Genomic DNA, 24,268 nt, shown 5'->3' with positions numbered 1-24,268 from the left:
GGAAGAGCTATGACAAACCAACCGATTCGCCTGATTATCAGCGACATTGACGGCACCATTTTGGATGACCAGCACCAAGTAGATTCTAAACTCAAGGACATGATTCCCCTGCTAAGCCGAGAAAAAATCCCTTTCGTTCTCGCTTCTGCCCGCTCTCCTCTAGGCATGGAGCCCATTTCGCGTGAGCTGAAACTGGGAGATAATCCGTTAGCCTGCTACAATGGCGCTCTGGTCATCAAGGGCGACCCGCAAGCTTATGAGACCATTATCGAGCACCCTCTGGATAAGGAAGAAATCCGCACTTTTCTGGAACTGGTCAAGGCTGAATTTCCTAGCGTGTCCATCAATCTCTACTCTGGTAAGGATTGGATCGCTGACCGTCTGGATAAGTGGGTGCAGATAGAGGCAGCTATTACAGGTGAGCGACCGATGATTCAGAATGAGCTAATCCCAGTGCTGAATGCGCAAATGCCTGTCCACAAGCTACTCCTGATTGATCAAGCGCCTGTCATCCAGAAACTCCATGACTACCTACAGACCTTGGACTTTGCCAAGACAGCCTTCTATCTCTCTAAGGACAACTACATGGAAGTCACGGCCAAGCATGTCTCCAAGGAGCAAGCCTTATACGAAATTGCCCAGCACTATCAAGTGCCTCTAGAGCAGGTTATGACAATCGGAGACAACTTCAATGACCTTCCTATGCTCCGCCTGGCTGGACTTGGAGTCGCTATGGGCAATGCCCCCGAAGCAGTCAAAACCGAGGCAAAAGCCGTCACCAAAAGCAACAATGAGCACGGAGTTGCAGAAGCTGTAGAAAAGTATGTTTTGATATAACGCAAAAAATCTGCTCAAGGGCAGATTTTTTTATTGATGATAGTCATAAGCCAGGCGAGGACTGCCATCAGCCACATAAATAATGCCACACTCCCTAAAGCCGTAGTTCAGCACAGCAGCCTGCATAGCTTGATTGTCCGCATGGGTATCGATTCGCAAGTAGGGAATCTGCTGGCGGCAAAAATCAAAGACCTGACGGGACAGGCCTCTGACTTGCCCGTTCGAAGCGATGCGGTGAATGGTGCCGTAAGGCTCTGCAAAATGCCAGGTTCCCTTTTCGATGACCTGATAGGTCGGGTCTTCTCCAATGATAAAGGCAAAGGTGCCAACCGGCCGCCCTTCTTCCTCGACAACAAAGGAGTGGCCAGTCGCAATGTCATCCTCAATCAAGCTCGCGCTGGGATAGCCTCCATCCCACTGAGTCGGATTGCCTTGGTCTTTCATGAACTGACGAGCCACATCATAAATCGCCATAATGGCTGGGATATCTTCTATTTGGGACAAACGAATCTTCATCTTTCCTCCTTTATAAAAATAAGGCTGGAAAGTCCCAACCTTATTTGAATTCTTCTGGTTTGCCAGTATACTGAGACCATTCCTTGCTGAAGAAGCGGTCATTGATCTGATAGTTTGGCGCCGGCTGTGGATTGGCTACAAAAGGATCAACCGCCTTGTCAAAGGCCAGCCAGCCATTCCAGCCCATGTGAATAGTGTCCTGCATGAAGTAAGGCTTGTCGCCGTCCTTAGAAAAATCAGCAATGTTGGTAAAACCCTGACTTTCCAGCTGGTAACGAATCTTGGCCACCGTCCGCTGGTACATTTCAGGACCGAGTCCTGTATACTCCATCCACTTAGAATTGACCGGTGGAATGATGAAGATGACATTGGTCTTTGACTTGGCAAACTGATCCAGAACCAGCTGCAAGTCGTTGTACTCAGGGGATTTTTCATAAGATTGTTTGGTCTGAAAACCTCTGAGCTTGGCAACCTTGCCGGCTAGACGGGTCTTGTAAAATTGATTGTCTATGCCGAATTGGTTATTATTGGTCTTCTTCTTGGCTTCTGCTGTGGCAATCTCTTCCAAAGCCTGATAGGAGAAGGTGTCTGGCAGATCAGCCATATAAGGCAAAATTCGCTGGTCATAGTTTTCATTATTGAGGGCAGCAAAGTTGCTGAAAAAAGCATCTTGGCGCTCATTAAGATGAGCCATCATCTCAATATGACGCTCTTCAAAGCTGCTCAGCTTTTTACCTTCAGACAGCTTCTGGACGCTCTCTGCCATAGCAACATCTGGATAAAGCTGCAGGAGGCGCTGGGCTGCATATTGCGCCGCCGCATCTCCTTGCTGCTGAGACAGATAAGCCGTCAGCTGATCACTGTTGAAGTACTGCTGAAAGGCCGAAGCATCATAGCCGGTCTTGGTAAACCACTGGGGCGACACCACATAGACCGCCGTTTGTCCCTTCAGCTCAGAGGACATCTGCTGCATGCCAAAGTACTGATTAAATGATGCTGCCCCGCGCTGGCCTAGAAAATAAGGCCGATAGGAGCGGTCGTACTTCTCGGCAAGGACCGCCGGATGCATGCTATCAAAGCGCAGCCATTCACTAGAGCCAAAGAAGGGAACAAAGCGCATCTTCTTATCGGTCAAGGCTGTCACCTTCTTGCTGCGGCTCTTGAAGTTTTCTGCTGTCAGGGTCACTGCCGAGCGCTTCTCTGCTTCTATATCATGCTTTTTATCAAGCGGATAGAAGAAAAAGAGCAGGGCAACCATGACCATGGCGCAGAAAACCGGCCCCAGAATCAGCCAGAGTCGTTTAAGCATTGCGAAGCTCCGTTACGCCTTCAACGATTTTATTGGCTGTGTTCCAGTCATCGCGGCCAAACTCTGACACTGGCACGCGGATATCAAAACGGTTTTCTAGCTCAACAATCAGCTCGACCGTTCCCATACTGTCTAGGACACCAGCGTCAAACAAATCCTCGTCCATCATATCTGACACATCTTCCATAAATAGTTCTTCAATAATTTCAATTACTTCTGCTTTTATATCCATTTTTCTTCCTCATTCATTTTTATTTTTTAAACCAAAGCTCATTTAAAAATCCAGAAAAGATTAAAAATGAGAACATGACTGCGTGAAAGGTCACCACAATCCCCAAAGCTTGGGTCCATTTATTGTCTGGCAGAGGCGGAAGCCCCTTAGCCTTGCGCTCTTTGTTTAGGGTTTTCTTCTTGCGCAGCCAGGCATCATTGACCACCAGCCCAGCTCCATGAAAGAAACCGTAGGCGATATAGTACCAGGTCACGCCATGCCAGAAGCCCATAATCAGCATGTTAATCAGATAGGCCACACTGGATGTCGTATTGCGGTTTTTAAAGACCTTATTGCGCATCAGGACCATGACCAGCCGCATAAAGACAAAATCACGGAACCAAAAGGACAGACTCATGTGCCAGCGATTCCAAAATTCTTTCAAATCACGTGAGAGAAAGGGCTTATCAAAGTTGATAGGGCTCTTGATTCCCATGAGATTGGAAATAGCTAGCGCAAACATCGAATAACCGGCAAAGTCAAAGAAGAGATCCAGACCAAAGACATACATAACGCCTAGAGTTCCCAGATTAAAGAAACCGCCGGTATAGAGAGCGTAGGTCTTGACATGCCCCAGCAAGAGATGTCCAAAGATATGGGCTAGGATAAACTTATAAAGGAAGCCTAGCATGATATACTTGACAGACTGCTCCAGCATATCCAGCAGCTCATCGCGCTCAGGAATGTTCAAATAGTCTTCATTGAAACGTTTGAAACGATCAATAGGACCGCTTGAAAAGGTCGGCATGAAGAGCAGGAAACGCAAGAACTCCCAGAGCGTGAACTCTGTCAGAACCCCATCGCGCATCTCAATCATCATCCCTACCGAGCGAAAGGTCAGATAGGAAATCCCCAAAAAGCCAAAGAGGGACTGATGACCGCTGATCGCGGGCTCTACCTTAACAAGCACAAGCGGCAGAACCGCCAGCAAGGTATGCAGATAAAAGATCCACTTGCTGTCCCGCGACCGGCGATAGAGCTTGTATGAGTAAACCCAAACTATCTGCCAGATGACATAGCCTAACAAAGCACAAAGCTGCGCCAGACTAGGACCTGTCAGCATCAGGACGATAAAGACCAAGCTGACCAAGGCTTCATAAAGGGGAAAGCGTTTCTTAAAGAAAAGTCCGACAAAGATTGGCAGAACTGCCAGAACGATATAGACAAAGTAAATTGGATTGCCGTAGGGTTCCAAGTGAGGCAGCTGTTTCAAGAAATCCATCATCGCTTATTGACCTCGCTAATCAGCCCCTTGATGTCAATCTTGCCATTTGGAGTCAGAGGCAGGGTCTCTCGATAGAGGAACTTGGACGGCATCATATAGGACATCATGATATCCTGCAGATCTTCCTTGATTGCCTTGGTAATATCAATTTCCCGCTCAAACTGCTCAGCCACACCGTCTTTGAGGATGACGTAGGCCAACAGATTTTGGACCTTGTGGTCCTTATTGTAGCGGGGCACAGCCACTGCAGATTCAACGTATTTCGATTTGTTCAGGTTCTGAGACACATCCTCCAACTCAATACGGAAACCATTAAACTTAATCTGGAAGTCCATCCGGCCGCCGTAGAGCAGCAAGCCTTCATCTGTCATCGAGCCGACATCTCCTGTATGATAGGCTGGCAGACCTTCAAATTCAAAGAAGGCCTCCGCTGTCTTCTCAGGATTATTCAGATAGCCTTTGGATACAGCTGGGCCGCAGACGATGATTTCTCCCTGCTGGCCATTCGGCACCTTCTGCCCTTCTTCATCAATGACAAAGGTCGGAGAGTCCGCCTTGGTATAGCCAATCGGCAGGCGCTTGCAATTTTGCAGCATCTCGTCTGTCACTGCTACCGCAGACAGGGCCACTGTTGCCTCAGTCGGACCGTAAGCATTGATAATGCGAGCTTGAGGAAAGCGATCGCGCAGCTTCTGAGCTGTCTTGACCGTCAACTCCTCGCCGTCAAAGTAGAAATGCGTCAGCTGAGGCAGCTTCTGGCTGTTAAAGTCATCCGACAGCAAGGCCATGTCCGCGAAGGAAGGTGTAGACGTCCAGATAGCAATAGGCAGACTGAGAATCGTCTCAAACAGCTGCTTGAAATCCTGAGTCACAGCCGAAGGCAGGGCAAAAAGAGTCCCTCCCAAGGCCAAAGTCGGCGCCCAATACATGACCGACAAGTCAAAAGAATAAGGCGGCTGAGCCAACATTTGAGGACGCTCCGGAGTCGCAAACTCTTTATCCGTAATCATCCAATTCGTAAAGCTGAGCAGATTATTATGGGAAATCTGCACCCCCTTAGGCTTGCCAGTCGTCCCTGATGTGAAAATGATGTAATAATTATCATCTCCCTGCACCGGATGGCTAAGCTCATAGGATGCTCCCTCTCTGAAAGCCGTCTGAACTTGCTCCGCACTAAAAATAGGAGCTGCCACATCTACCAGCGGAAAATCATTGATGGCAATAATCAAGCTTGGCTCAGCAACTTCCACAATCGCTGCCACGCGCTCCAAGGCTGAGTGGCTGTCGATAGGAATGTAGGCATGACCAGACTTAGTCAAGGCCACAAAAGTAGCCAGCATTTCGTATTCCTGGCCGCCAAAGACCACAACCGGAGACTTGTCAGGAAGTCCCAAACGGTCAATCTGAGCCGCCAGCGAATCGGAATCCTTCTTTAAATCGCCATAAGTATGAACTTGACCTAAAATATCATAGACCGGAAAATCCGGCTGCACCTGAGCAAAATGCTCAATAGCTTCAATCATATCATGTATCACTTTATTTGACATTGTTTCCTACTCTCTCACATTAAAATTCATTATAGATAAAGCCACCCTGACCCTGACCCAGATAGCTAAAGAAATAAAGCAAGGCCAGAAAGATAACAAAATATAGTAGGGTTTGGCCCAAAAACTTATATAGGGTTTGATGTTTTTTCATTGATCTCTCTTATATTTTTAGTTAGACTTACACCATTTTACCATTTTATGGAAGATGTTTTCAACACAAAAGCTAAGGAAGATGTAAAGTTCTTGTAAGGAAGAAAGGTACTTTGATGTGCCTTATAAACAGCCATTAAAAGACTTTTTCAAAAAATATATAAAAATTTTATATATTTTGCTTGACTTTTTCTCTAAGAGGTTGTAGACTATATATAGAAAGATTATATATAAATATTTTACACAAGGAGGTGGTCCTATGTCTTTCCCCACATCATCGGCTTTGATTGAGTTTCTCATCTTAGCCATCCTTGAAAAAGACGATTCCTACGGTTATGAAATCAGCCAAACGATCAAGCTGATTGCCAATATCAAAGAATCAACACTTTACCCTATTCTGAAGAAGCTGGAGCAAATTGACTGCCTCACGACTTATTCGCAGGAGTACCAAGGACGAAAACGAAAATACTATTCACTCACTGCCTACGGGCATGAACATCTACTCACTCTAAAAGAAGAGTGGCAAACTTATACTACGACCATCAGCGGTATCATAGAAGGGAGCATCCGTCATGACAAGAACCGAGTATCTAGCTGAGCTAGAAAAATATCTAAAAAAACTGCCACGCAAGGACTATGAGGAAGCTATGGATTACTTCACTGAGTACTTCGACGAGGTAGGCCCAGAGGGCGAGGAAGCCGCTATTGCTGATTTAGGCAGCCCAAAGGAAGCGGCTCACGAGATTATGTTGAATCTTTTGGACAAAAAAGTCGAGGAAGATAATCAAGACAGCAGTTCATCAAAAAACACTAAGAACATCGTCCAGATTGCTATCCTATCCATTTTGGCAGCACCCTTGGCTATTCCGCTCTTTATAGTAGCAGCACTTTTGACTTTCGTTTTCTTCCTCTTAGTCTTTATCTTTGCTCTCGTCATGGCTATAGGTGCCTTTGCCTTCTTTATCTTTGGCATCAGCCTGATCTGGGACACTTTGACAGTGGGACTGACAACATCGATCCCGGCCTTCCTGTTCACTCTGGGGCTCAGTGTTCTAGTTCTGGGACTGTCCGGCATCTTCTACGCAGGCATTTCTCCTGTTACTCAGTTTGGCAAGGCTGGCTTTGTCAAACTAGCTCAACTTTTCGCAAAGAAAGGAACACGTCATGGCTAACATCAAATTGAAAAAACCTCTTTTATCTGCAGCTATTTTAGCCTGCCTCTTTGGTGGAGCCCTGACAACTATCGGCTCCATTACAGGCGGTGTCAATGACTTGGTCAATTCTACCAAAAGCAAGGTAAAACTAACGAAAAAAGAAGAAAGTTTCTCTGATCTTTCTTCCCTAAATATCAACTTAGCAGCTAGAAACCTCGTCATCAGCGAATCTCCTGATGACAAGGCTCACTTGACCTATTACCAAAGAGACGGCAACTATCAGATTGGCGGCAGCATGCTTGGAAAAATAACAACAAGTTCTGAAAATGGAAACTTAAACATCAAGGAAGATGGTGCAGACTCCTTCCACATAAGCACTGACATCCGCTCCTTCCACATAAGCACTGGCATCCGCTCCTTACTCAGCTTATTTGACCAAGAATCTCAGGAGAAGCGTACTGTGGAGCTTTCCCTGCCCAAGGGGACCAAGCTTGAGACATTCAGCGGCAGTTCGTCATTAGGAGATGTTACGCTGTCCAATCTATCAGCCAAAAATGCTGACTTCTCTCTATCTCAGGGCTCGTTGACTGTGAATGATGGCCAATTCGCATCTGGTAAATTTAAGAACTCTCTGGGAGAGATTACCATCAATAACAGTCAGATTAGCTCTGGAAAAATCATTGATTCTTCGGGTACCATCACTCTGAGCAACAGCCAGTTCGCATCTGGCGAAATATCAAACTCTCTGGGAGAGGTCAATCTAAACTCGAGCAAAATCTCCGACAGCACTCTGAAAATCTCAAGCGGCTCACTGAACTCTGAACAGTTGGAATTAGCTGGTACAATCTCTATCACTAACCAACTGGGCGATATTAATCTGCATCTGGTTTCTGGCAGTTTGTCGCAGCTATCCTTTGATCTGAAAACGGATCTAGGTGAAATTGACATCCCTAGTAGTATAAGTGTAGAGCACTCCAAAGGCCATGAACTTGGCGGCTCTGCCATCCGTAAAGTCGAAAATCCGACAACTACACTTACTGCCAGCGCCCAAAGCGGTAGCATTAAGCTCAGCGAATAAATCATAGAAAAGAATATATACAATCAGGGAGTCCTCAGCGACTCCCTTTTTTAATAAAAATTCCCGTAATGCCCTAAGATGCTTTACAGGCCTTGGCCTTTGTGCTATGATATTCTATAAAAATTTATCACAAGGAGGTCCCTATGAAAAAACTCACACCTGGTATGCACATTCGAATCGTCAGCCCCTCGTCGTCAATCGAACGCCTTGGTGGCTTTGAGGCCAATCTAGCCGCCAAGGAGCGCTTGGAAAAGCTAGGATTTACCGTGTCTTTTTCGGAGCATTATCTGGAAAATGATATACTAGGCTCTGCCTCCATCGAAAGCCGAGTGGCAGACATCCATGCTGCCTTTTCAGATGACTCCGTTGATGCTATTCTGGCCACCATCGGCGGTTTCAACTGCAATGAGCTCCTGCCCTATCTGGACTTTGAATTGATTGCTAGAAATCCTAAGATTTTCTGCGGCTACTCAGACACAACAGCCTTGCTCAACGCTATCTATAGTAAGACCGGCATGAAAACCTACATGGGACCGTCTTACTCCAGCTTTAAGATGGATGCCCTGCAGGACTATCAGACCGAGAGCTGGCTCAAGGCCGTCAGCCAGACTTCTTATGAATTGACTCCTAGTGAAAAATGGGGCGACAATGCTTGGTATCTGCCCGATGCGCCACTGACCTTCCATAAGACGGAGTGGAAAGTCTATCATCACGGACAAGCCCAAGCCACTGTTATCGGCGGTAATCTCTCCACCTTCTCACTCCTACGTGGCACCCCCTACGCCCCGACAGATGAAAACTATGTCCTCTTTGTTGAAGAGGCAGAGGAAGATGATTATGTGGAATTTGACCGCAATCTTGCCGCCCTCCTTCAGGCCTATCCTAACCCGCAGGCCCTCCTCATCGGCCGCTTTCCAAAAGAATGCCATATGACAGAGGAGCTGCTCCTTTATATCTTGGATAAACATCCAATTCTAAAGACGATTCCCGTCCTCTATGACTTGGACTTTGCCCATACTCAGCCACTCTTTACCATTACCATCGGTGCTCAAGTGACAGTGGATACGGAGAAGATGTTGATTAAGATAGATGAGTAAGGCATATCATAATTACTGTGGAGGTAGTAAAATGTCAGCTCATAAATGGTTGTTTTTTGACATTGGCTCTACTTTGATTGATGAAAAAGAAGCCTATCAAGATAGAATTAGGAGAGCAATTACAGGGACAAATATTAACTACGATATTTTTTATGCTCGTATGGTTGAACTGTTTAAAGAAGGCAAAAAGGGAGACTTGGAGACAATAAAAGAATTTAACTTAGAACGTCCCATTTGGAACTCTAATTTGGAGAAATTATACCCAGATGCCCAAGTGGTCTTAAAAGAATTGCACAACCGATATAAAATCGGAATCATCGCCAACCAACTACCTGGCCTAAAAGAACGTTTGAAAAAAATGGGACTATATCAATGGATTGATTTAGTTGTCTCTTCTGCAGAGCTCGGACTTGCCAAGCCTTCCCCTGCCATTTTCACTTTAGCTTTAGAGAAAGCTCATTGCCCTTCTCAACAAGCTGTCATGATTGGTGATCGAATAGACAATGATATCATACCTGCTAAAGCACTAGGAATGACAACTATCTGGTTAAAACAAGGTTTTAGTGCTTATTACCAACCCCAACGACTAGAAGAAAAACCTGATTTCACCATAGAAAATTTATCGTCCCTCTTAAGTCTTCTATAAAAGATTGCTTTGCAGAAACATAGCTGCATCCCCGTCTTTTTCATAAATTAATAAGGCAGTTCAAATTGAACTGCCTTATTTTCTTATCGTCCACCAAAACCGCCTTGGCCGCCTGGGGCACCGCCGCCACCAGGTCCACCAGCGCCAGGTCCGTCTGTTGTGATTTCTGTTCGGCTTTCACCATTGACCGTGATGGTACCGCCAGTGTAGGTAGCCGTTCCATCAAAGTCAAAGGCAGATACCGTAGAAGTAATATCTAAGTTTCCTCCTGACATAATGACATCGCCGTTGGAGTCGATAGCATCGGTATCGCCTTCACCGACCTCGACCTTGATATCGCCACCGGTAATCTTGATAAAGATATCAGCGCCAGTTACGTCACTAGCTGCATTGATACCATCATCTGTCGCATAAAGATCCAGCTTACCGCCGTTAATGGTGACATTGGTTCCCTCCAGAGCTTCTACACTCTTAGAAACCGTAATCGTTCCACCATCAATCAAAGCGATATTGCTAGCGTGTAGACCATCATCACCAGCATTAATCGTGATGGTGCCGGACTGGATATAGAGATTCCCCAGAGAAGTATCTTCATCATTGTCCGCGTGGATAGCATCTTCTGTCGCTGTGATATCGATAGTAGCGTCCTTGATATTAATGGCTGAAGCTGCAGACAGACCATTCTTAGCTGCCTTGAGCGTATAAGTGCCACCTGTCACCCGCAAGGTCTGCTCAGACTTAATCGCTGTTTCATACTTGCCGTCAACTGTCAGACTTCCAGAGCCATTGAGAGTCAGATCAGAGTTACTATAGATAGCTGCATCTGCATCCGTATTGCTATGATTTGATGAATCTGAGATTGTGTTTTGGCTGCCGTCAGCCAGAGTTAGGCTTGTTTTACCCGCATTTTCTACTAGGATAGCTGCGTCTGTCCCGCTCATGGTTACACCATTTAGGACGATTTGAACCTTGTCGCTATCACCTGCTTTGACGACAATCTGCACATTTTCACTCGTTCCGGAAACGACATAGGTCCCAGCTTCTGAGATTGTTACAGTAGAGCCAGAAACACTAGCACCGTCACCATAAGTCTTAGCACTAGAGCCGCTCAGGCTGATAGTCGTCGCCTTAGACTCATCATAAGAAGCGCCTGAGTCTTCTGAAGCAAAGTAATCAGAAGTATTGGTCTTAGTCTGACTGGTGCTGGGAGCATTAGCAGTCTGAGTGGTGCTTGAAGCTGTAGAACTGCTGGCGTTTGAGCTACATGCTCCCAGCACTGCTGTCATCAAGACCAGTGGAATCATCAATTTAATTTTTTTAAGGGTTGATTTTGATTGTTTCATTTTTCTTTTCCTATCTATTTTATTTGCTGCTGATACAGTTTGCTTTTTTATAAGCAAAGCCATATTTGGAGAAAGAGCTAGGAGACAGCTGGTAGCGATCCATAATCTCGCTCAGCCATAGCGGACAAGCTTCTGGAATCTTAACTTCCATAATCACGTGGTTGGCTGGTAGGAGATGATCTCCATGGCGACCAGCCAAGAGACTCAGATCATAAGGACGGTAGGTCAGGTCGTGATCAAAGGTAATCCGAATCCGCTCGTCCTCAATCCCCTTCATAGAATAACGATTGTAGCCGATATACATCATAGGCTGAATGTTGCCAAAATGCTGGGTCAACCAAGCCATTTCCTTATCTATCTGAAGGTCAGTCAGCTGACTGTAATCACCGTCCAGGTAGGCTTCCGCTGTCAGCAAATCTGCTGCAAGACGGCGTTTGGTGACCAGATTCTCCGTCTTTTTCTTGATTTCCAAAAAGACTTGACTATCCTCGGTCGGATGCTCTTGATAAGTCCGCAAACGCACCTTCTCATCAAAGCAAGGATTTTCCAAGGACTCACGAATAAGCTGATAAGATGGCGTATCGTAGTAGAGATTGTTAATGGTCGAATAAGCTCGCTCATCCTCCACCAGATATCCTTCAAACTCTAGCAATAGATCCAGCAAAGTTTCCTTGGAAATGATGTATTTGGTTTCAAAGCGCTGAAAATGATGTTGAAAAAATTTTTCTGCCATGGGCTTCTCACCTCTCTATCTTTCTTGAATGTAATGCAATTTTAAAGATGAAAACTTAAAAGAAAGATAAAGAAAACTTAAAGAAAACAAAACATCTCCCTTTTCAGGAGATGTTGGTTAGAGAAAAAGTAAACGAATTACAGATAGACTTTTCATCTACATTTTTACAGATTCATAAAAGCACGAACCCTAAGCTAGCTGTTTTTTATCTGTTCGATAAACTAGAGTACCAAGTGTCATGAAAAGAACTAAAACAAAAGTAAGGAAGAGGACCTGAGTACCGATTTGACCATTCATGGAAATCGTTTGACGTAAGCCCGATACAGAATAGCTCATTGGCAGCCAAGGGTTGATAACTTGGAAAATCTTACTAGTCAGCTCCAGCGGATAGGTTCCTGCACTAGAAGCCAGCTGTAAAAGCAAGAGAATCAGAGAAGCAAAGGCGCCGAGCTTGCTATCCCAAGTAACCAAAGCCGTCACAAGAGCCATAAAGGTCATGCTGGCTAGGACAATCAAACCAAGGGTTGCCCACTCATGGTTTGCAGATAGGCCTATCAAGTGCACAGCACCATAGACCAAAACACCCGCTACGACAGATATGACTCCATTTACCTCTATACGGGCCTTCAACCAGTCTCGTCTCGTCTTAGGTTCTTGACCTGATGGAAGTGTGCTAAAGATGATATTAGTTGAAATAGCTGCCACAAATAAAGCTACTGAAATCATATAAGGCGCCATTCCAATGCCGTTTTTCTCTACCTTATTCTCATCTGTCTTGCTCAGTGTCAGAGGATCTGCTAGAGTTTTTGCATTGTCTTCCTTGGTTGAAACAGCCGACAATTTATCGCCTGCATCTGAGAGGCCATTGGACAAATCGCTCGTTCCCACGGTAAGTTTAGAGAGATTATCCGTTAAAGCACTGCTGCCATCAGCCAGCTTCTCTGTGCCACTCGCTAATTGATTGGTTCCATCTGCTAATTTCCCGAAACTAGAGGTCAATTCTGGCGATTTATCTGTTAATTGGGCAGCCCCGTTTGCTAATTTTGTTGTATTTGCTAGCAAATCAGGGTTCTTACTTGCCAAAGCTGATGTCCCCTCAGATAGCTGACCGACTGCATTGGTATAACTTGTCACCCCTTGCTCCAATTGTGTCGCGCCGGTCGTTAATTTTTCATTTAGGGTATCTACACCTGCGACTAGTTGATTGGCTCCTCCGCTTGCTGAACCGAGGCTAGTACTCACCGTTGACAAGCCATTATAAAGGCCATTTATCAGATTAGATGCTTGGGGTAAAACCTGAGTAGAAGTGTTTCCCAATTGACTAATTTTCGTTTGACTGGTAGCTTTTATCACTTCAAGAGAAGCCCTCATCGTATCAACTTCTGATAAAATTGCCTGAGCAGATTGATCACTTCCTGCTTGACTAGCACCGACTGCTGCGTCAATCTCAGCCTTAGCCTCACTAGAAAGCCCTTGATAAGCACTGGTCCCTTGGACACTTGCCAAAGCTGCGGCCTTGGCATCCTGATTGTTATTGATAATGGCTTGAGCGGATGCTGCTATGCTAGTCAGTGAAGCTTCAATGCTGTCTGTCGACACTGCTGAGTCACTTGCTGCAGCTTGAATACTAGCATTCAACTGTGTCAAACCGTTTGCTAAATCATTGACGTTTTGCTGGTTGTTAGCTAAGGTGGTATCTACCGAGGACTTTAATGTGGCCAAGCCAGTATTCAGATTTGTCACACCTGTCGATAAGGCCTGAACTCCATCTCCTGACTGGGTGAGCTGTTGGACTCCACCCAATAAGTCTGCTGATCGACCCGACAGCTGATTTGCACCTGTGGCCACAGTACTTACACCACTAGTATAAGTGTTTATCCCATTTGACAAACTACCCAGTCCAGACGATACTTGTGCAACACTCCCAGTATAAGTCTGTAGTCCTGTGTTAAATTGAGCTGCACCGGACGATAATTTGCTCGTGGCTTGATTCAGAGTTCTTAAATTATCTGCAATTGTCTGACTGCCTGAACCTAGTTGTTGGCTGCCAGATGCTAATTGCTGAGCACCATCGGATGCCTTCACCAAGCCAGTTTTTAGATCTCCCATATTCTTAAATAAGGCGTTTGTATAAGTATCCGTGACATTTTGCGCCACCGTCTGCTTCAAAGAAGCCATGGCTGAATCACTCATCTTACCAGCAATAAAACTGTGGCCACTAGACGTTTGATAGTCAATCTTCATTTGCTGAGGATTATCGGTCAAAACACTGGCTGCACGTTCAGATAAATCACTTGGAAGCGTCACAACCATGTAGTAATCACCCTTTTCCAGACCATTTTGAGCGTCTTCTTTACTGACGAAGTGAAAATCCAGATTTTTATTTTCCTTGAGGCTGGAAACAACATCCTCGCCTATAGACAAGGTCTTACCACTAGCAGTTACAGCTTTATCCTGATTGACGACCGCCACTGGCAAGTCCGATACCTTTCCATACGGATCCCACATGGAGCTCAGGAAAATAACATTATACAAGGCAGGAATCAAAGAGACTCCTAACATCACAATGATAAAAGTCGGCTTTTTTAAAATAGCTTTCCATTCTTTTAACATATCTACCTCCTAAAATTATACACAGTGTCCAAATTTCAATAAAATTGATTATACACCAATCGAAAATTATTACAAGTTTATTTTTTAAAAAAATGGACACCGTGTCCAATTTTGTTTAAAAAGATTGCAAGGAAGCGGAATAAGTTAGTCCTACTGTCTTTAATCCCTGAATAATCTGTAAACAAAAGGTATTTTCCCATAGGTAGGTACACAGAAAATCAGTTTTATGTTAGAATTATTAGCGGAGCATATAGAATTAAATGTCAAACTTTTAAATTAATTATATGGTTCCATGTGAAACACTGTTGTCAGCAGATGCCTCATATCACAATAGCTCAAGTAAGATTGAGCATAGTAAAGAAAGGTTTAAGATAATGAAAAAAAGAACACTATTTAGCTTATTTTCTCTAGCTGCAGTACTATTTCTGCTGTCAGCCTGCCGTTTCCTTGTACCATCTAATTCAGATTCTACCACTCGCTCTTCTAATTCGGATAAATCAGGAAAAAAAGTTAGTTTAAAGGATTCCTCAAGCTCATCAAAGCAATCTTCCAAAAGTAGAAGCAGCTCCCCTAGCAGCAGTAGTTCTTCCAGAAGTTCTAGTAAAGAAAATAGTAGTTCTAGTAAGGATATAGAAAAAACCACAGATGGTCTTCCAGAAGATGCCGATCACGCTAAGAATGATAAGATTTATGCGACTGGCAATGCCAAGGTCTATTACCAATCCTATGAATCTGGCGGTTTTGAAGCTCAAATTCCTGAATTTAAAGGATATACCCAAGAAAAAGTCAAAAGTATTCTCGGCGAACCAGAAAAAATAAGCACCGATCTCGCTTCTGAATATGAAGCCTTCCAAAACAAAGAATTAGAAAATCTTAAAAGACTGGTTCAGGAGCAAAAAATAAGTACCGAACAAGCGCGTGCTTTCTTAGCGGGTGTAGTTGACATTGCTCAAGCATCAAGATTACAAAATACCTACACAATTTACTCTTATAAAAATGAACAAATTTCTATTATCTTCTCACAGGAAGGCGAGCTACTTTATGTCACTCCTGACCCTGACTACCTCTACTTTAAATAATGTTCATAACAAAAGCCGAGACTTTACTTTAAGCCTCGGCTTTATTATTTTACCAGTCGACTAAGCCTAATCAGATAAAATTTTGTCTATCTATGCTTAATTCCGGAATTTAACTCTTTTCCACTGGAAAAACATTTGATATAATAGTACACGGAGAAAAAGAAAAAGTAGTTTGCTATGATGGCTATTCGCTTGAAGAGCAGACTGAGGCTTAGCCTCAAAGGGAGATTTTATGTTAGAAAGCAATAAACGCCGAAAAACCAAGGCTATTATTGAAAGAGCCATGGTTTCACTACTGCATAAGCAGTCCTTCGACCATATCACTACTGTACAGCTAGCTCAAGCTGCTGGCATCAGCCGTAGTAGTTTTTATACTCACTACAAGGACAAGTACGATATGATTGAACGTTATCAGCAAAACCTCTTTCATCAGTTGGGATATATTTTTGAGAATAATCAAGAAGATGTTCAAACTGCGATTACAGAGGTCTTTCAGTTCCTCCAGCTAGAGCCACTCTTGGCTGCTCTTTTGACAGAAAATGGCACGAAAGAGATTCAGAATTTTCTGCGCCATAAGCTGCAGGTAATGTTGGCAGATAGTCTGCAGGACCGTTTTAGTAGACGTGTTTACAATAATTTTGAAAAAGAATACAGCAGAGTCTTTCTCGCCAATGCCTTCTTTGGTGTCTGCCAAATGTGGATTGCTAGAGGAAAAAAAGAAAGTCCTGAACAAATAGCAGAATTTCTTTTGAAAATGCTGTAAGAAGTTGCTGGAACCCAATGGGTTCCAGCTCTTTTCATATTTTGAAAAATTAAACAGGGTGTACAAAACCTCTTTTGGTTCTGTACACCCTATTTTCCTTATATTATAGTTTCATAGCCAGCATATTAACTGTCATACCAGCTGCTGTTCCCATCAGAGCGATGGTGTCCCCTTCCTTGACTAGATTACGCTCCAGAGCATAGCAGAGAGAAAAAGGCACTGCTACTGACACCATATTCCCATAGTCTTGCACAATATTAAGGTATTTATCATCAGGAATACCCAAGCTGCGCATGACCATTGGCAGAGCCCGACTCGCCTGATGCGGAATGATATAATCCAAGTCAGATAGGCTAAGGCCACTCTTTTCTTTAAATTCTTTAAACATTTCTGGAATTTTTCTGGCAGAGAGCAAGAGAATCTTCTTGCCATTCATGTCAAACATGTAGTGAGTCTTGGTAGCATCTGAATACTCCTTAGGCTGAAACGATGTCAAACCACCGCGAATCTCTGTATCATGAGCTCCCTCAGACCAAGTCCGCTGCAGGCTGGAGATGACCCCTCTCTCTTCCTCTGTTGCTTCAAAAATCAAAGCAGCCGCACCGTCACTGAACAACTCAAAACTTTCCTTCTGATTGGGATTGAGACCCAAACTTCCAACCTCACTGGACACAATGAGAATCCTTTGATACTCACCAGCCTCCAACAAATGAGACATGAGACTCAAAGCCGAGATAAAACTGGTACAGGTCGTATTGATATCCATGGCTGGAATGGACAAGCCCTTGGCTACCAACTCATGAATCAGGGCCGCGGTGCAGGGAATAGGCTGAACGCCCACTGCACTAGCTGACACGATACAATCGATGTCTTTGATTGTCAAACCCGCTTGCTCTAGGGCTTTTTCAATCGCCTTAACCGCCATGGAAAGCTGGGTTTCTTCATTTTCCACTACCCGATATCGAGTCTGATCCTTAAAAGTCACGGTATTTCTAGGTAGATGCGTACCGTAACCAACTATCTTTATATGATTCTTTACTGCAGTCATATTAAACTCCTTCTTGTCAGACTTGGGGCTGCTCGGCAGCTGGGTAAACTGCCAAAGCACTTCAGCCTCTGATTCATATGTTTTTCCACTTGGAGCATTCTTAAGCCCGATAGATACGTTTCAACTTACGGCTTCTGTCCCGCTGATAATCTTCAAAAGAAATAGCCGGCATAAGAAAGTCTTTATCAGTCGCCAAATTCTGAAACTGCTGGATAATCTCGTCTTCTCGCTGCTGACTACGATGTTCGATAGCAATGGTCAGCGAGTAGTCCTTTTTCTGAGCGACTTGATATTCTCCAATCCCATCAACCAAGAGCAGACAACGGCGGATAAAGTCTGGAAAGACCTCCACCGACTGACCTGCAGCATTTTCAAAAATGAAAATATCATCTGAGCGCCCCTCAATCCTGTCAATCCGTGTAAAGACCGAACCGCAAGGGCAAGGTTCAGGATTTTCCACCAAGATATCATTCAGCTCATATTGAAAAATTGGCTGAGAAGTCCGCTTAAAATCCGTAATAATTGGATAAAAGCGCCTATCATCCAGGTAGCGCTTATCTACATGGACAATATCTTCGTTTAGATGAAGATTGCCGTAGGCACAGCTGCAGGCTAAAAAGCCCTCGGTCGCTTGGTAGACCTGATCCACCATTTTCAGACCAAAACCTGCTTGAATCCTCTGCCGATCTGGCTCTTCCAAAATCTCTGCCACCGATACGACTTTGCTAGCGGCAATCTGCAAATTTTCTGCCTGGACTTGTTTTGCCAGCTCCAAGAGCATTGATGCTGGCGCTACCAAAATCGTCGGCTGGTAAGCATTCAAGCGCTCTACGTGTTCTTCAGCTCCCTGGAAAGTATCAAAATACTCCAGAGAAATCAAGCCTGAATTGACAGTCTGATAGAGTTGGTTGTCTGCCCGAAGAAAGAAGGCAATTTTGTGCCCAAAGAGTTTGCCTTTAGGCAGCATCTTGGCCAAGATGGCTGCCGCCCACATACTGCGCTCCTTTTCAGTGGTGACAAACAAGCCTCGGTGACCGGATGTCCCCGAAGACAAGCCGACAGCGATTTCTCCTATCATGGGACTGAAATCACGTGTCCGCTCACTCTCTAGGGCCAAAGCTAGCAACTCATCACGATCCAGTCCCTGAGTATTGAGCTCATTGAAATGCTCCATCATGAAGGCCTTATTCATCTTAAAATCTGCTGGAATACCTGATTTAAAATAAGGTGATTCCTGCTGCAGAAATTCCCGATAGGCTGCTAAAGCCTTGATTTGATAGCATTCCAAGGCCTGTCGATCTTTAAATCGATGCACCCAGCGCATGACGCTAAAGGTTTTTAGAAATGTTCCTAGTTTCATACAAAATCTGCTCCGCTCTCTCAGCCGGATCATGACTGACTAGCACCTGATAGCCAACAGCAAGTAACTGCCGAAGCAAGGCCACACCGGCCATGTATTCTTCCTTGCTATCTTGGATCAGTGACGGCAAGAAACGCATCTGCTCTGTATACGGCAACAGATCCACGCCCCAGCACAAATCAGCTCCGATAAACAGATGATAATCTGGCAAAAAGAGACACGCTTGACCAGCAGCATGGCCATCAACTGAGGCCAGATATATACTGCCATCCCCAAACAAGTCGACTGTCTTGCGATAGAGGAATGCTGCTTGCACCTGCTGAGGTTCCACCACTTCCAACCGACTCTCAAAATCCTGCGGAAGAAATTCCTTAAAAATCAAATCCTTCAGTTTGGCATGCTGATACGTTTTGAAAACGGTCTTGGTCAGAATGAAGCGGGCCTTGGGAAAGAAAGCGGCTCCGCCGATGTGATCTGGATGCAAGTGCGACAAGATGACATAAGAAATATCTTCTGGCGCAATTCCTTTTTGCTCAAGCAGACGATCTACACGCTCCTCTTCTGACATATCAACAGGCGTTCCCAGACCATAAAGCCAGTATTTAAAATTGGGCTTCAGAATAGCTGGAGAATAGCCAGTGTCGTAGAGAATATAGCCTTTCTCACGATGCTTCAAGAGGAAAACACCAGCTGGAAAAATCATTTTTTTCTTGGCAACTCCCTTAAACATCTGCTGCAAGTGACTGCTGCAGCGTCCAGGCTGAAGATACTCAATTTTCTCGATAATGTTGGACATATTTTGCAATCCCTTCACTGATTGTCAACTTGGGTTGATAGCCCAAATCTCTTACTGCTGCTGATATATCCAGCGTTTGACTGTAACGCATTAAGTAATAAGTGTAAAGAGTCAGAGGAGGCTCTTTTTCAATGTTAAAAAAGCGATAAAAGCTTTCAAAGCCCTGTGCCAGAAGACCTAGAAAAGCAGCGGGCAACTTAACATAACGTTTACGAACCTGTAAACTATCTAAAGCTTCATCCAGCATATCCTTGAAACTACGCGATTCTCCGTTGGTAATGTTGTAAACTTGTCCTTGAGCTTCTGGAATTTCCAAAGCCAGACGAACAGCCAAGGCCACATTTTCCACACAAGTCATGTCCATCATTTGCTGGCCATTTCTGATAAGTGGAATCGCCAGTTTTTGGCTCAACCGCAGAATCCTAGGAAAGATACTGGTATCCCCAATACCAAAAAGCCCTCTAGGACGCAAGATAACCGATGGAACTTGAGGATAACTTCGGACAATCCGCTCAGCCATGAGCTTGCTTTTGATATAAAAATTCAGCTCATTTTCCTGAGGAGCAGCCTCTTCTTTGATAGCAAGTTGGTCACGCGCCGCAGCATAAACACTTGGAGAGGAAATATAGACCAGTCTTTGCATTCCAAAATGCCGGCAGGCTTCCATAACCAGTTTGGTTCCTACCACATTAGTCTGATAAAACTGCTCCCAGGGTCCCCAAATCGTTGAGAGAGCCCCAGCATGAACCACTGCATCCACTCCTTCGCAGGCTGCAAAAATTTCTTCTTCTCTGGTAAAATCACCAGCAAAAAACTCTACTAAAGGACCTTCTAACTGCCGACCAGCCTTCAGATTACGACCAAAAGCCCGCACCTGATAGCCTTGTTCAGCCAGCTCTTCAACAACATACTTTCCTAGAAAGCCTGTCGCTCCTGTCACCAGAACCTTCATCGCTACTCCTTTCATACAATTTTCTGTTTCTGTCTTGTCCCCATTATACACCATTTCAGCAAATCTTCCGTAAAAAAGCTGGAAAAAATCTTTACAGAGTGTCTCACCTGATTAGATAGGAGCAGAAAGAAATCAGATAATATCCCAAAACAGCTGTCTCAATCCACTGAAATTTTTTTAGTTGGAAATAGCTCTATTAGTTCATTGAGAATATTAAAAAAGAAGCCGGTTTCCCGGCTTCTGAACAAATACAAATTAAAGCATTTTGTTGTAGAATTCAACGATAAGTGCTTCGTTGATTTCTGGGTTGATTTCATCGCGCTCTGGAAGGCGAGTCAATGAACCTTCTAATTTTTCAGCATCGAATGATACGAATGCTGGACGTCCAAGAGTTGCTTCAACAGCTTCAAGGATTGCAGGCACTTTCAATGATTTCTCGCGAACTGAGATCACTTGACCTGGAGTTACGCGGTATGATGGGATATCAACGCGTTTGCCGTCAACAAGGATGTGCCCATGGTTTACGAATTGACGAGCTTGACGACGAGTAGTCGCAAGACCAAGACGGTAAACAACGTTATCCAAGCGACGCTCCAAGAGAAGCATGAAGTTGAAACCAAGGATTCCTTCTTTGATTTTTGAAGCTTGAACAAACAAGTTACGGAATTGTTTTTCACCTACACCGTAAGTGAAACGAAGTTTTTGCTTTTCAGCCAATTGCAAACCGTATTCTGACAATTTGCTGCGGTTGTTTGGTCCATGCTGACCAGGTACATAGTTGCGGCGAGCCAATTCTTTACCTGTACCAGTAAGAGAAAGACCCAAACGACGAGCTTGTTTCCAAGATGGTCCTGTATAACGTGACATAAAAATGTCCTCCTGTAAAATATTTTTGAGGAAATAGTCACTTAGAAAGCCCTGATTCGTGCAGAACATTTTCGCCCAAACAGCTAAGGCTACTTTTATAGCTGATGTTCTGTTGACGAGCTCCATGCTTTCCTGCTGCTATTTCACACAAAGGCTATTGTACCATGAATAAAGTCAAAAGTAAAGGGGCTCATGCAAAAAATCAAGCCAAAAGGCTTGATTGAAGTTGTTTCTTGAAAGCAAAAGAATTCCGACAGTTGCTTCACACTCCTAAAATCCTCAAAATCTCCTGCTTGTATCGCAGCTTCTGCAATTCCTTATCCTCACTGTCTGACCAAGTCAGTTGGAGATCTGCAACGACTTCCCCAGGCCGATTTTTCAGAATATAGATATGGTCGCTGAGAGCCAGAGCTTCCTCGATGCTATGAGTAATGAGAAGAGTCGTCAGACCCAGCCTGCGATGAATATCCAGATACCAAGCGTGCAGCTCCATCTTAGTCAGCTCATCCAAGGCACTAAAGGCCTCGTCCAGAAGAAATAGCTTGTGACCGAACATATAGGTCCGTAGCAGAGCCACTCGCTGCCGCATCCCTCCACTCAGCTCATGAGGATACTTGTCTGCCACATCAAAGAGCCCAAAATCTTTCAAAATCTGACTTGCCTGCTCCGTCGCTTCCTTTTTAGATACTTTTCGGATTAGCAGGGGCAAGATGACATTGCCCAACACCGTCTTGTGCTCCAGCAGCAAGTCCTTCTGCAGCATATAACTCACCCGGCCCTTGGGATTTTCCTGTCCATCTAGGAAAATCCTGCCCGACTGGACCTCCAAAATCCCAGCAATTAGATTAAAGAGGGTCGTTTTCCCGACTCCACTAGGCCCCAAAATCGTTACGACTTGGCCTGCTTCTACCCGTAGGCTGATATCTTTCAAAATCTGCTGCTCATCATAAGCATAGCTTATATTTTCAAGTTTAATTTCTGTCATTATTTTATATAATCGTTGCTAAATCCCTTGTCACTCAAGTCATTGTCCACGATACCCTTATCCTTGGCCCATTTGTAAAAAGCATTCCAACGACTAGCCTCAAACTGACCCCACTTGTCCTTATCTGATGCATATTGCTCGGACAAATATTTTTGAGAAGCCAAGACAAAGTCACGCTTATTTTTCAACTCTGGCGCATGCTTGATTAAAATATCTGCTGCTTCTTCAGGGTGCTCCATGGCATATTGATATCCCTTCTTGATAGCCTGCAGGACCTTTTTCGCCTCATCCGGATTCTTCTTCAGATAGTCATTATTAGCAATGATGACTGGAGAATAATAGTCAAACTCCTTGACGTAATCCTTCATGTAAAAGAAATTAGTGTCCATGCCTTGCGTCTCTGCCATGATGCCGTCCCAGCCATGATAAATCCACGCTGCATCAAACAAACCATTTTCAATCGGCGTAATAGAGTTAGAATCGTTGTTAGGAACTTTTTCCACTTCATCAAACTGGCCGCCTTGGCTTTCAACCAAAGTTTTGAGCATGCCTAGCTCCACTGGATCATTCCAAGTGCCGTATTTCTTGCCAGCTAGGTCCTTAGGTCCAGTAATCCCTGCAGACTTCTTTGAAATAATGCCCGAAGTATTATGCTCTACAATGGCCGCGACAGCTGTGATTTCTGCGCCCTTATCCAGTTTTTTAGCCATGGAGTCCTGGAAGTAAATACCAAAAGGCGCCTTGCCGTTGATAATCAAATCCGAACTGCTATCTTCAGGCGGCAACTTGATATCCACATCCACTCCCGCTTCCTTGAAGTAGCCCTTTTCTTGAGCTACATAAAGGCCAGTATGGTTGGTGTTAGGTGACCAGTCTAGGATAAAATCAATTTTTTTATCCTTGCTTTCAGATGTAGATTTCGACTGACCGCAGGCCGCTAGGCCGATAATTGACACAGCAGCCAAACCTGCCAACAAGACTTTATAACTTTTTTTCATCATTATCCTCTTTTCTTTCTTTGGAAAATAGCAGAGCTGAGCTCCTATTTCCACTTAATGACATATTTTTCACTGACAGCCACCAGCTTCATCCCCAGAAGACTGATGACCGAAACCAATATAATAATGGCAAACATGGTGTCGTACTGGAAAAGTTTCTTAGACTGGATCATATAGACACCCAAGCCTTCGAAACCGCCCAGCCATTCGGAAACCACAGTCGTGATAAAGGCATAGGAAACACTGACGCGCAAGCCCGCATAGAAATAGGGCAGACTAGCTGGAATCTTAAAATGCCAGAGAATCTGCCAGCGATTGGCCTGCATTAGCTCAAAGAGAGTTAGAGTATCCCGATCACAATGCCGAAAACCATCCAGAATACTGACGATAATTGGAAAGGTCGTCGTCAGAATAATCAGCACAATCTTGGGCAAAATCCCATACCCCAGCCAAAGAACCAGGATTGGCGCCAAAGCAATGGTCGGAATCGTCTGCACCACGACCATCATGGGATAAATCAGATCATTGAGCCAGCTCATGCTGTCCATGAGTATAGCTAGTATACAGGCCAAGATGACGCCCAAGACTAAACCCAGCAAAGCTACTTTTAAGGTCGCCCAGCTATGACTTGCTAGAAATCCAGCATCTCTGATAAAGGCCTGACCGATTTCCAGAGGTGTCGGCAGGATAAACTTAGGCAAGAGCTTGAGCCAGCCCATGACCTGCCAGATGACAAATACACCCAGCATACCTAAGAGACCGATTTGCTGTCGCATCAGCCTTTGTAGTGCTTTCATTAGAACGATTTTCCTCCCTTCCTGCATTTTTGCGCTGCAATTCTTCAAGATATCACCATTCAATAAAGATAATAAAAGAAAAAGCCTTTTCCGTATATGGAAAA

Annotated in this window: 25 protein-coding genes; 8 read left to right on the top strand and 17 right to left on the bottom strand. The window is 44.5% G+C overall.

Annotation, left to right across the window (positions count from 1 at the left end):
* Positions 1–9 precede the first annotated feature (9 nt).
* On the top strand, positions 10–837 hold the full coding sequence (locus tag PCY71_RS12515) for a Cof-type HAD-IIB family hydrolase (protein ID WP_002908309.1): 828 nt from the start codon (positions 10–12) through the stop codon (positions 835–837).
* Between the two features lie 30 nt (positions 838–867).
* Here the strand turns inward: PCY71_RS12515 and PCY71_RS12510 are convergent, their stop codons facing one another.
* The 6 genes from PCY71_RS12510 to PCY71_RS12485 are packed head-to-tail and all read right to left on the bottom strand — an operon-like array spanning position 868 to position 5,856.
* Positions 868–1,353: a GNAT family N-acetyltransferase gene (locus tag PCY71_RS12510; RefSeq protein WP_048773813.1), complete on the bottom strand. Its 486-nt coding sequence runs from the start codon at positions 1,351–1,353 to the stop codon at positions 868–870.
* Positions 1,354–1,393: 40 nt separating this feature from the next.
* Positions 1,394–2,662, bottom strand: coding sequence for a D-alanyl-lipoteichoic acid biosynthesis protein DltD (dltD, locus tag PCY71_RS12505; RefSeq protein WP_048773815.1), 1,269 nt, complete (start codon positions 2,660–2,662; stop codon positions 1,394–1,396).
* Positions 2,655–2,894 carry a D-alanine--poly(phosphoribitol) ligase subunit DltC gene (gene dltC, locus PCY71_RS12500; RefSeq protein ID WP_002894204.1) on the bottom strand — a complete coding sequence of 80 codons (240 nt, stop codon included), beginning with the start codon at positions 2,892–2,894 and terminating at the stop codon, positions 2,655–2,657. The genes dltD and dltC overlap by 8 nt, the downstream gene beginning before the upstream one ends.
* Before the next feature lie 19 nt (positions 2,895–2,913).
* Positions 2,914–4,158 carry a D-alanyl-lipoteichoic acid biosynthesis protein DltB gene (gene dltB / locus PCY71_RS12495; protein WP_048773816.1) on the bottom strand — a complete coding sequence of 415 codons (1,245 nt, stop codon included), beginning with the start codon at positions 4,156–4,158 and terminating at the stop codon, positions 2,914–2,916.
* On the bottom strand, positions 4,155–5,705 hold the full coding sequence (dltA, locus tag PCY71_RS12490; protein ID WP_002908314.1) for a D-alanine--poly(phosphoribitol) ligase subunit DltA: 1,551 nt from the start codon (positions 5,703–5,705) through the stop codon (positions 4,155–4,157). Before dltA ends, dltB begins: the two co-directional genes overlap by 4 nt.
* Before the next feature lie 19 nt (positions 5,706–5,724).
* Positions 5,725–5,856 (bottom strand): teichoic acid D-Ala incorporation-associated protein DltX, encoded by a 132-nt coding sequence (locus PCY71_RS12485; protein WP_002894209.1) that lies wholly within the window; start codon positions 5,854–5,856, stop codon positions 5,725–5,727.
* Positions 5,857–6,114: 258 nt separating this feature from the next.
* On the opposite strand from PCY71_RS12485, the gene PCY71_RS12480 reads away from it, so the two are divergent.
* The 5 genes from PCY71_RS12480 (at position 6,115) to PCY71_RS12460 (ending at position 9,830) form a co-directional block, all read left to right on the top strand.
* The gene (locus tag PCY71_RS12480; protein WP_048773819.1) at positions 6,115–6,453 is read left to right on the top strand and encodes a PadR family transcriptional regulator; all 339 of its coding nucleotides are present in this window, start codon (positions 6,115–6,117) and stop codon (positions 6,451–6,453) included.
* Positions 6,428–7,027, top strand: a complete 600-nt coding sequence (locus PCY71_RS12475; RefSeq protein ID WP_048773821.1) for a DUF1700 domain-containing protein — start codon at positions 6,428–6,430, stop codon at positions 7,025–7,027. The genes PCY71_RS12480 and PCY71_RS12475 overlap by 26 nt, the downstream gene beginning before the upstream one ends.
* Positions 7,020–8,087 (top strand): DUF4097 family beta strand repeat-containing protein, encoded by a 1,068-nt coding sequence (locus PCY71_RS12470; RefSeq protein ID WP_048773823.1) that lies wholly within the window; start codon positions 7,020–7,022, stop codon positions 8,085–8,087. The genes PCY71_RS12475 and PCY71_RS12470 overlap by 8 nt, the downstream gene beginning before the upstream one ends.
* Before the next feature lie 143 nt (positions 8,088–8,230).
* Positions 8,231–9,184 carry a S66 peptidase family protein gene (locus PCY71_RS12465; protein WP_002908317.1) on the top strand — a complete coding sequence of 318 codons (954 nt, stop codon included), beginning with the start codon at positions 8,231–8,233 and terminating at the stop codon, positions 9,182–9,184.
* Positions 9,177–9,830 carry an HAD family hydrolase gene (locus PCY71_RS12460; RefSeq protein ID WP_002908318.1) on the top strand — a complete coding sequence of 218 codons (654 nt, stop codon included), beginning with the start codon at positions 9,177–9,179 and terminating at the stop codon, positions 9,828–9,830. The genes PCY71_RS12465 and PCY71_RS12460 overlap by 8 nt, the downstream gene beginning before the upstream one ends.
* An 83-nt stretch (positions 9,831–9,913) precedes the next feature.
* On the opposite strand, the gene PCY71_RS12455 is transcribed toward PCY71_RS12460, so the two are convergent.
* The 3 genes from PCY71_RS12455 to PCY71_RS12445 all read right to left on the bottom strand — a co-directional run bounded on the left by PCY71_RS12455 (position 9,914) and on the right by PCY71_RS12445 (position 14,519).
* On the bottom strand, positions 9,914–11,173 hold the full coding sequence (locus PCY71_RS12455; protein ID WP_048773825.1) for a carbohydrate-binding domain-containing protein: 1,260 nt from the start codon (positions 11,171–11,173) through the stop codon (positions 9,914–9,916).
* Between the two features lie 19 nt (positions 11,174–11,192).
* A complete protein-coding gene (locus PCY71_RS12450) occupies positions 11,193–11,906 on the bottom strand; it encodes a polyphosphate polymerase domain-containing protein (protein WP_002908321.1) in 714 nt (237 codons plus the stop codon).
* A gap of 189 nt (positions 11,907–12,095) precedes the next feature.
* A complete protein-coding gene (locus PCY71_RS12445) occupies positions 12,096–14,519 on the bottom strand; it encodes a YhgE/Pip domain-containing protein (protein ID WP_048773826.1) in 2,424 nt (807 codons plus the stop codon).
* A gap of 374 nt (positions 14,520–14,893) precedes the next feature.
* On the opposite strand from PCY71_RS12445, the gene PCY71_RS12440 reads away from it, so the two are divergent.
* Both PCY71_RS12440 and PCY71_RS12435 read left to right on the top strand, forming a co-directional pair.
* Positions 14,894–15,598, top strand: coding sequence for a DUF4947 domain-containing protein (locus tag PCY71_RS12440; RefSeq protein WP_009659567.1), 705 nt, complete (start codon positions 14,894–14,896; stop codon positions 15,596–15,598).
* 232 nt (positions 15,599–15,830) lie between these two features.
* Positions 15,831–16,361 (top strand): TetR/AcrR family transcriptional regulator, encoded by a 531-nt coding sequence (locus PCY71_RS12435; RefSeq protein WP_048773828.1) that lies wholly within the window; start codon positions 15,831–15,833, stop codon positions 16,359–16,361.
* 103 nt (positions 16,362–16,464) lie between these two features.
* Here PCY71_RS12435 and PCY71_RS12430 read toward each other — a convergent pair whose 3' ends face one another.
* The 8 genes from PCY71_RS12430 to PCY71_RS12395 form a co-directional block, all read right to left on the bottom strand.
* The gene (locus PCY71_RS12430; protein WP_023917132.1) at positions 16,465–17,409 is read right to left on the bottom strand and encodes a 3-oxoacyl-ACP synthase; all 945 of its coding nucleotides are present in this window, start codon (positions 17,407–17,409) and stop codon (positions 16,465–16,467) included.
* A 100-nt stretch (positions 17,410–17,509) separates the two neighbouring features.
* A complete protein-coding gene (locus PCY71_RS12425) occupies positions 17,510–18,769 on the bottom strand; it encodes a F390 synthetase-related protein (RefSeq protein WP_002908327.1) in 1,260 nt (419 codons plus the stop codon).
* Entirely contained in the window at positions 18,738–19,565 is an 828-nt protein-coding gene (locus PCY71_RS12420) for an MBL fold metallo-hydrolase (protein ID WP_048773834.1), read from the bottom strand. The genes PCY71_RS12425 and PCY71_RS12420 overlap by 32 nt, the downstream gene beginning before the upstream one ends.
* Positions 19,540–20,571 carry an NAD(P)-dependent oxidoreductase gene (locus PCY71_RS12415; protein WP_048773836.1) on the bottom strand — a complete coding sequence of 344 codons (1,032 nt, stop codon included), beginning with the start codon at positions 20,569–20,571 and terminating at the stop codon, positions 19,540–19,542. Before PCY71_RS12415 ends, PCY71_RS12420 begins: the two co-directional genes overlap by 26 nt.
* Before the next feature lie 201 nt (positions 20,572–20,772).
* The gene (rpsD, locus tag PCY71_RS12410) at positions 20,773–21,384 is read right to left on the bottom strand and encodes a 30S ribosomal protein S4 (RefSeq protein ID WP_002899562.1); all 612 of its coding nucleotides are present in this window, start codon (positions 21,382–21,384) and stop codon (positions 20,773–20,775) included.
* A 262-nt stretch (positions 21,385–21,646) separates the two neighbouring features.
* The gene (locus tag PCY71_RS12405) at positions 21,647–22,369 is read right to left on the bottom strand and encodes an ABC transporter ATP-binding protein (protein ID WP_002899391.1); all 723 of its coding nucleotides are present in this window, start codon (positions 22,367–22,369) and stop codon (positions 21,647–21,649) included.
* Positions 22,369–23,367: an ABC transporter substrate-binding protein gene (locus tag PCY71_RS12400; RefSeq protein WP_048773838.1), complete on the bottom strand. Its 999-nt coding sequence runs from the start codon at positions 23,365–23,367 to the stop codon at positions 22,369–22,371. Before PCY71_RS12400 ends, PCY71_RS12405 begins: the two co-directional genes overlap by 1 nt.
* A 44-nt stretch (positions 23,368–23,411) precedes the next feature.
* Complete coding sequence (locus PCY71_RS12395) at positions 23,412–24,191, bottom strand: ABC transporter permease (RefSeq protein ID WP_185774660.1); 780 nt, start codon at positions 24,189–24,191, stop codon at positions 23,412–23,414.
* Positions 24,192–24,268: the final 77 nt, after the last annotated feature.

The sequence above is a fragment of the Streptococcus sp. SN3 genome (assembly GCF_030439905.1).
The sequence above is the reverse complement of the archived record's forward strand: the minus strand, read 5'-3'. Positions and strand labels throughout refer to the sequence as shown.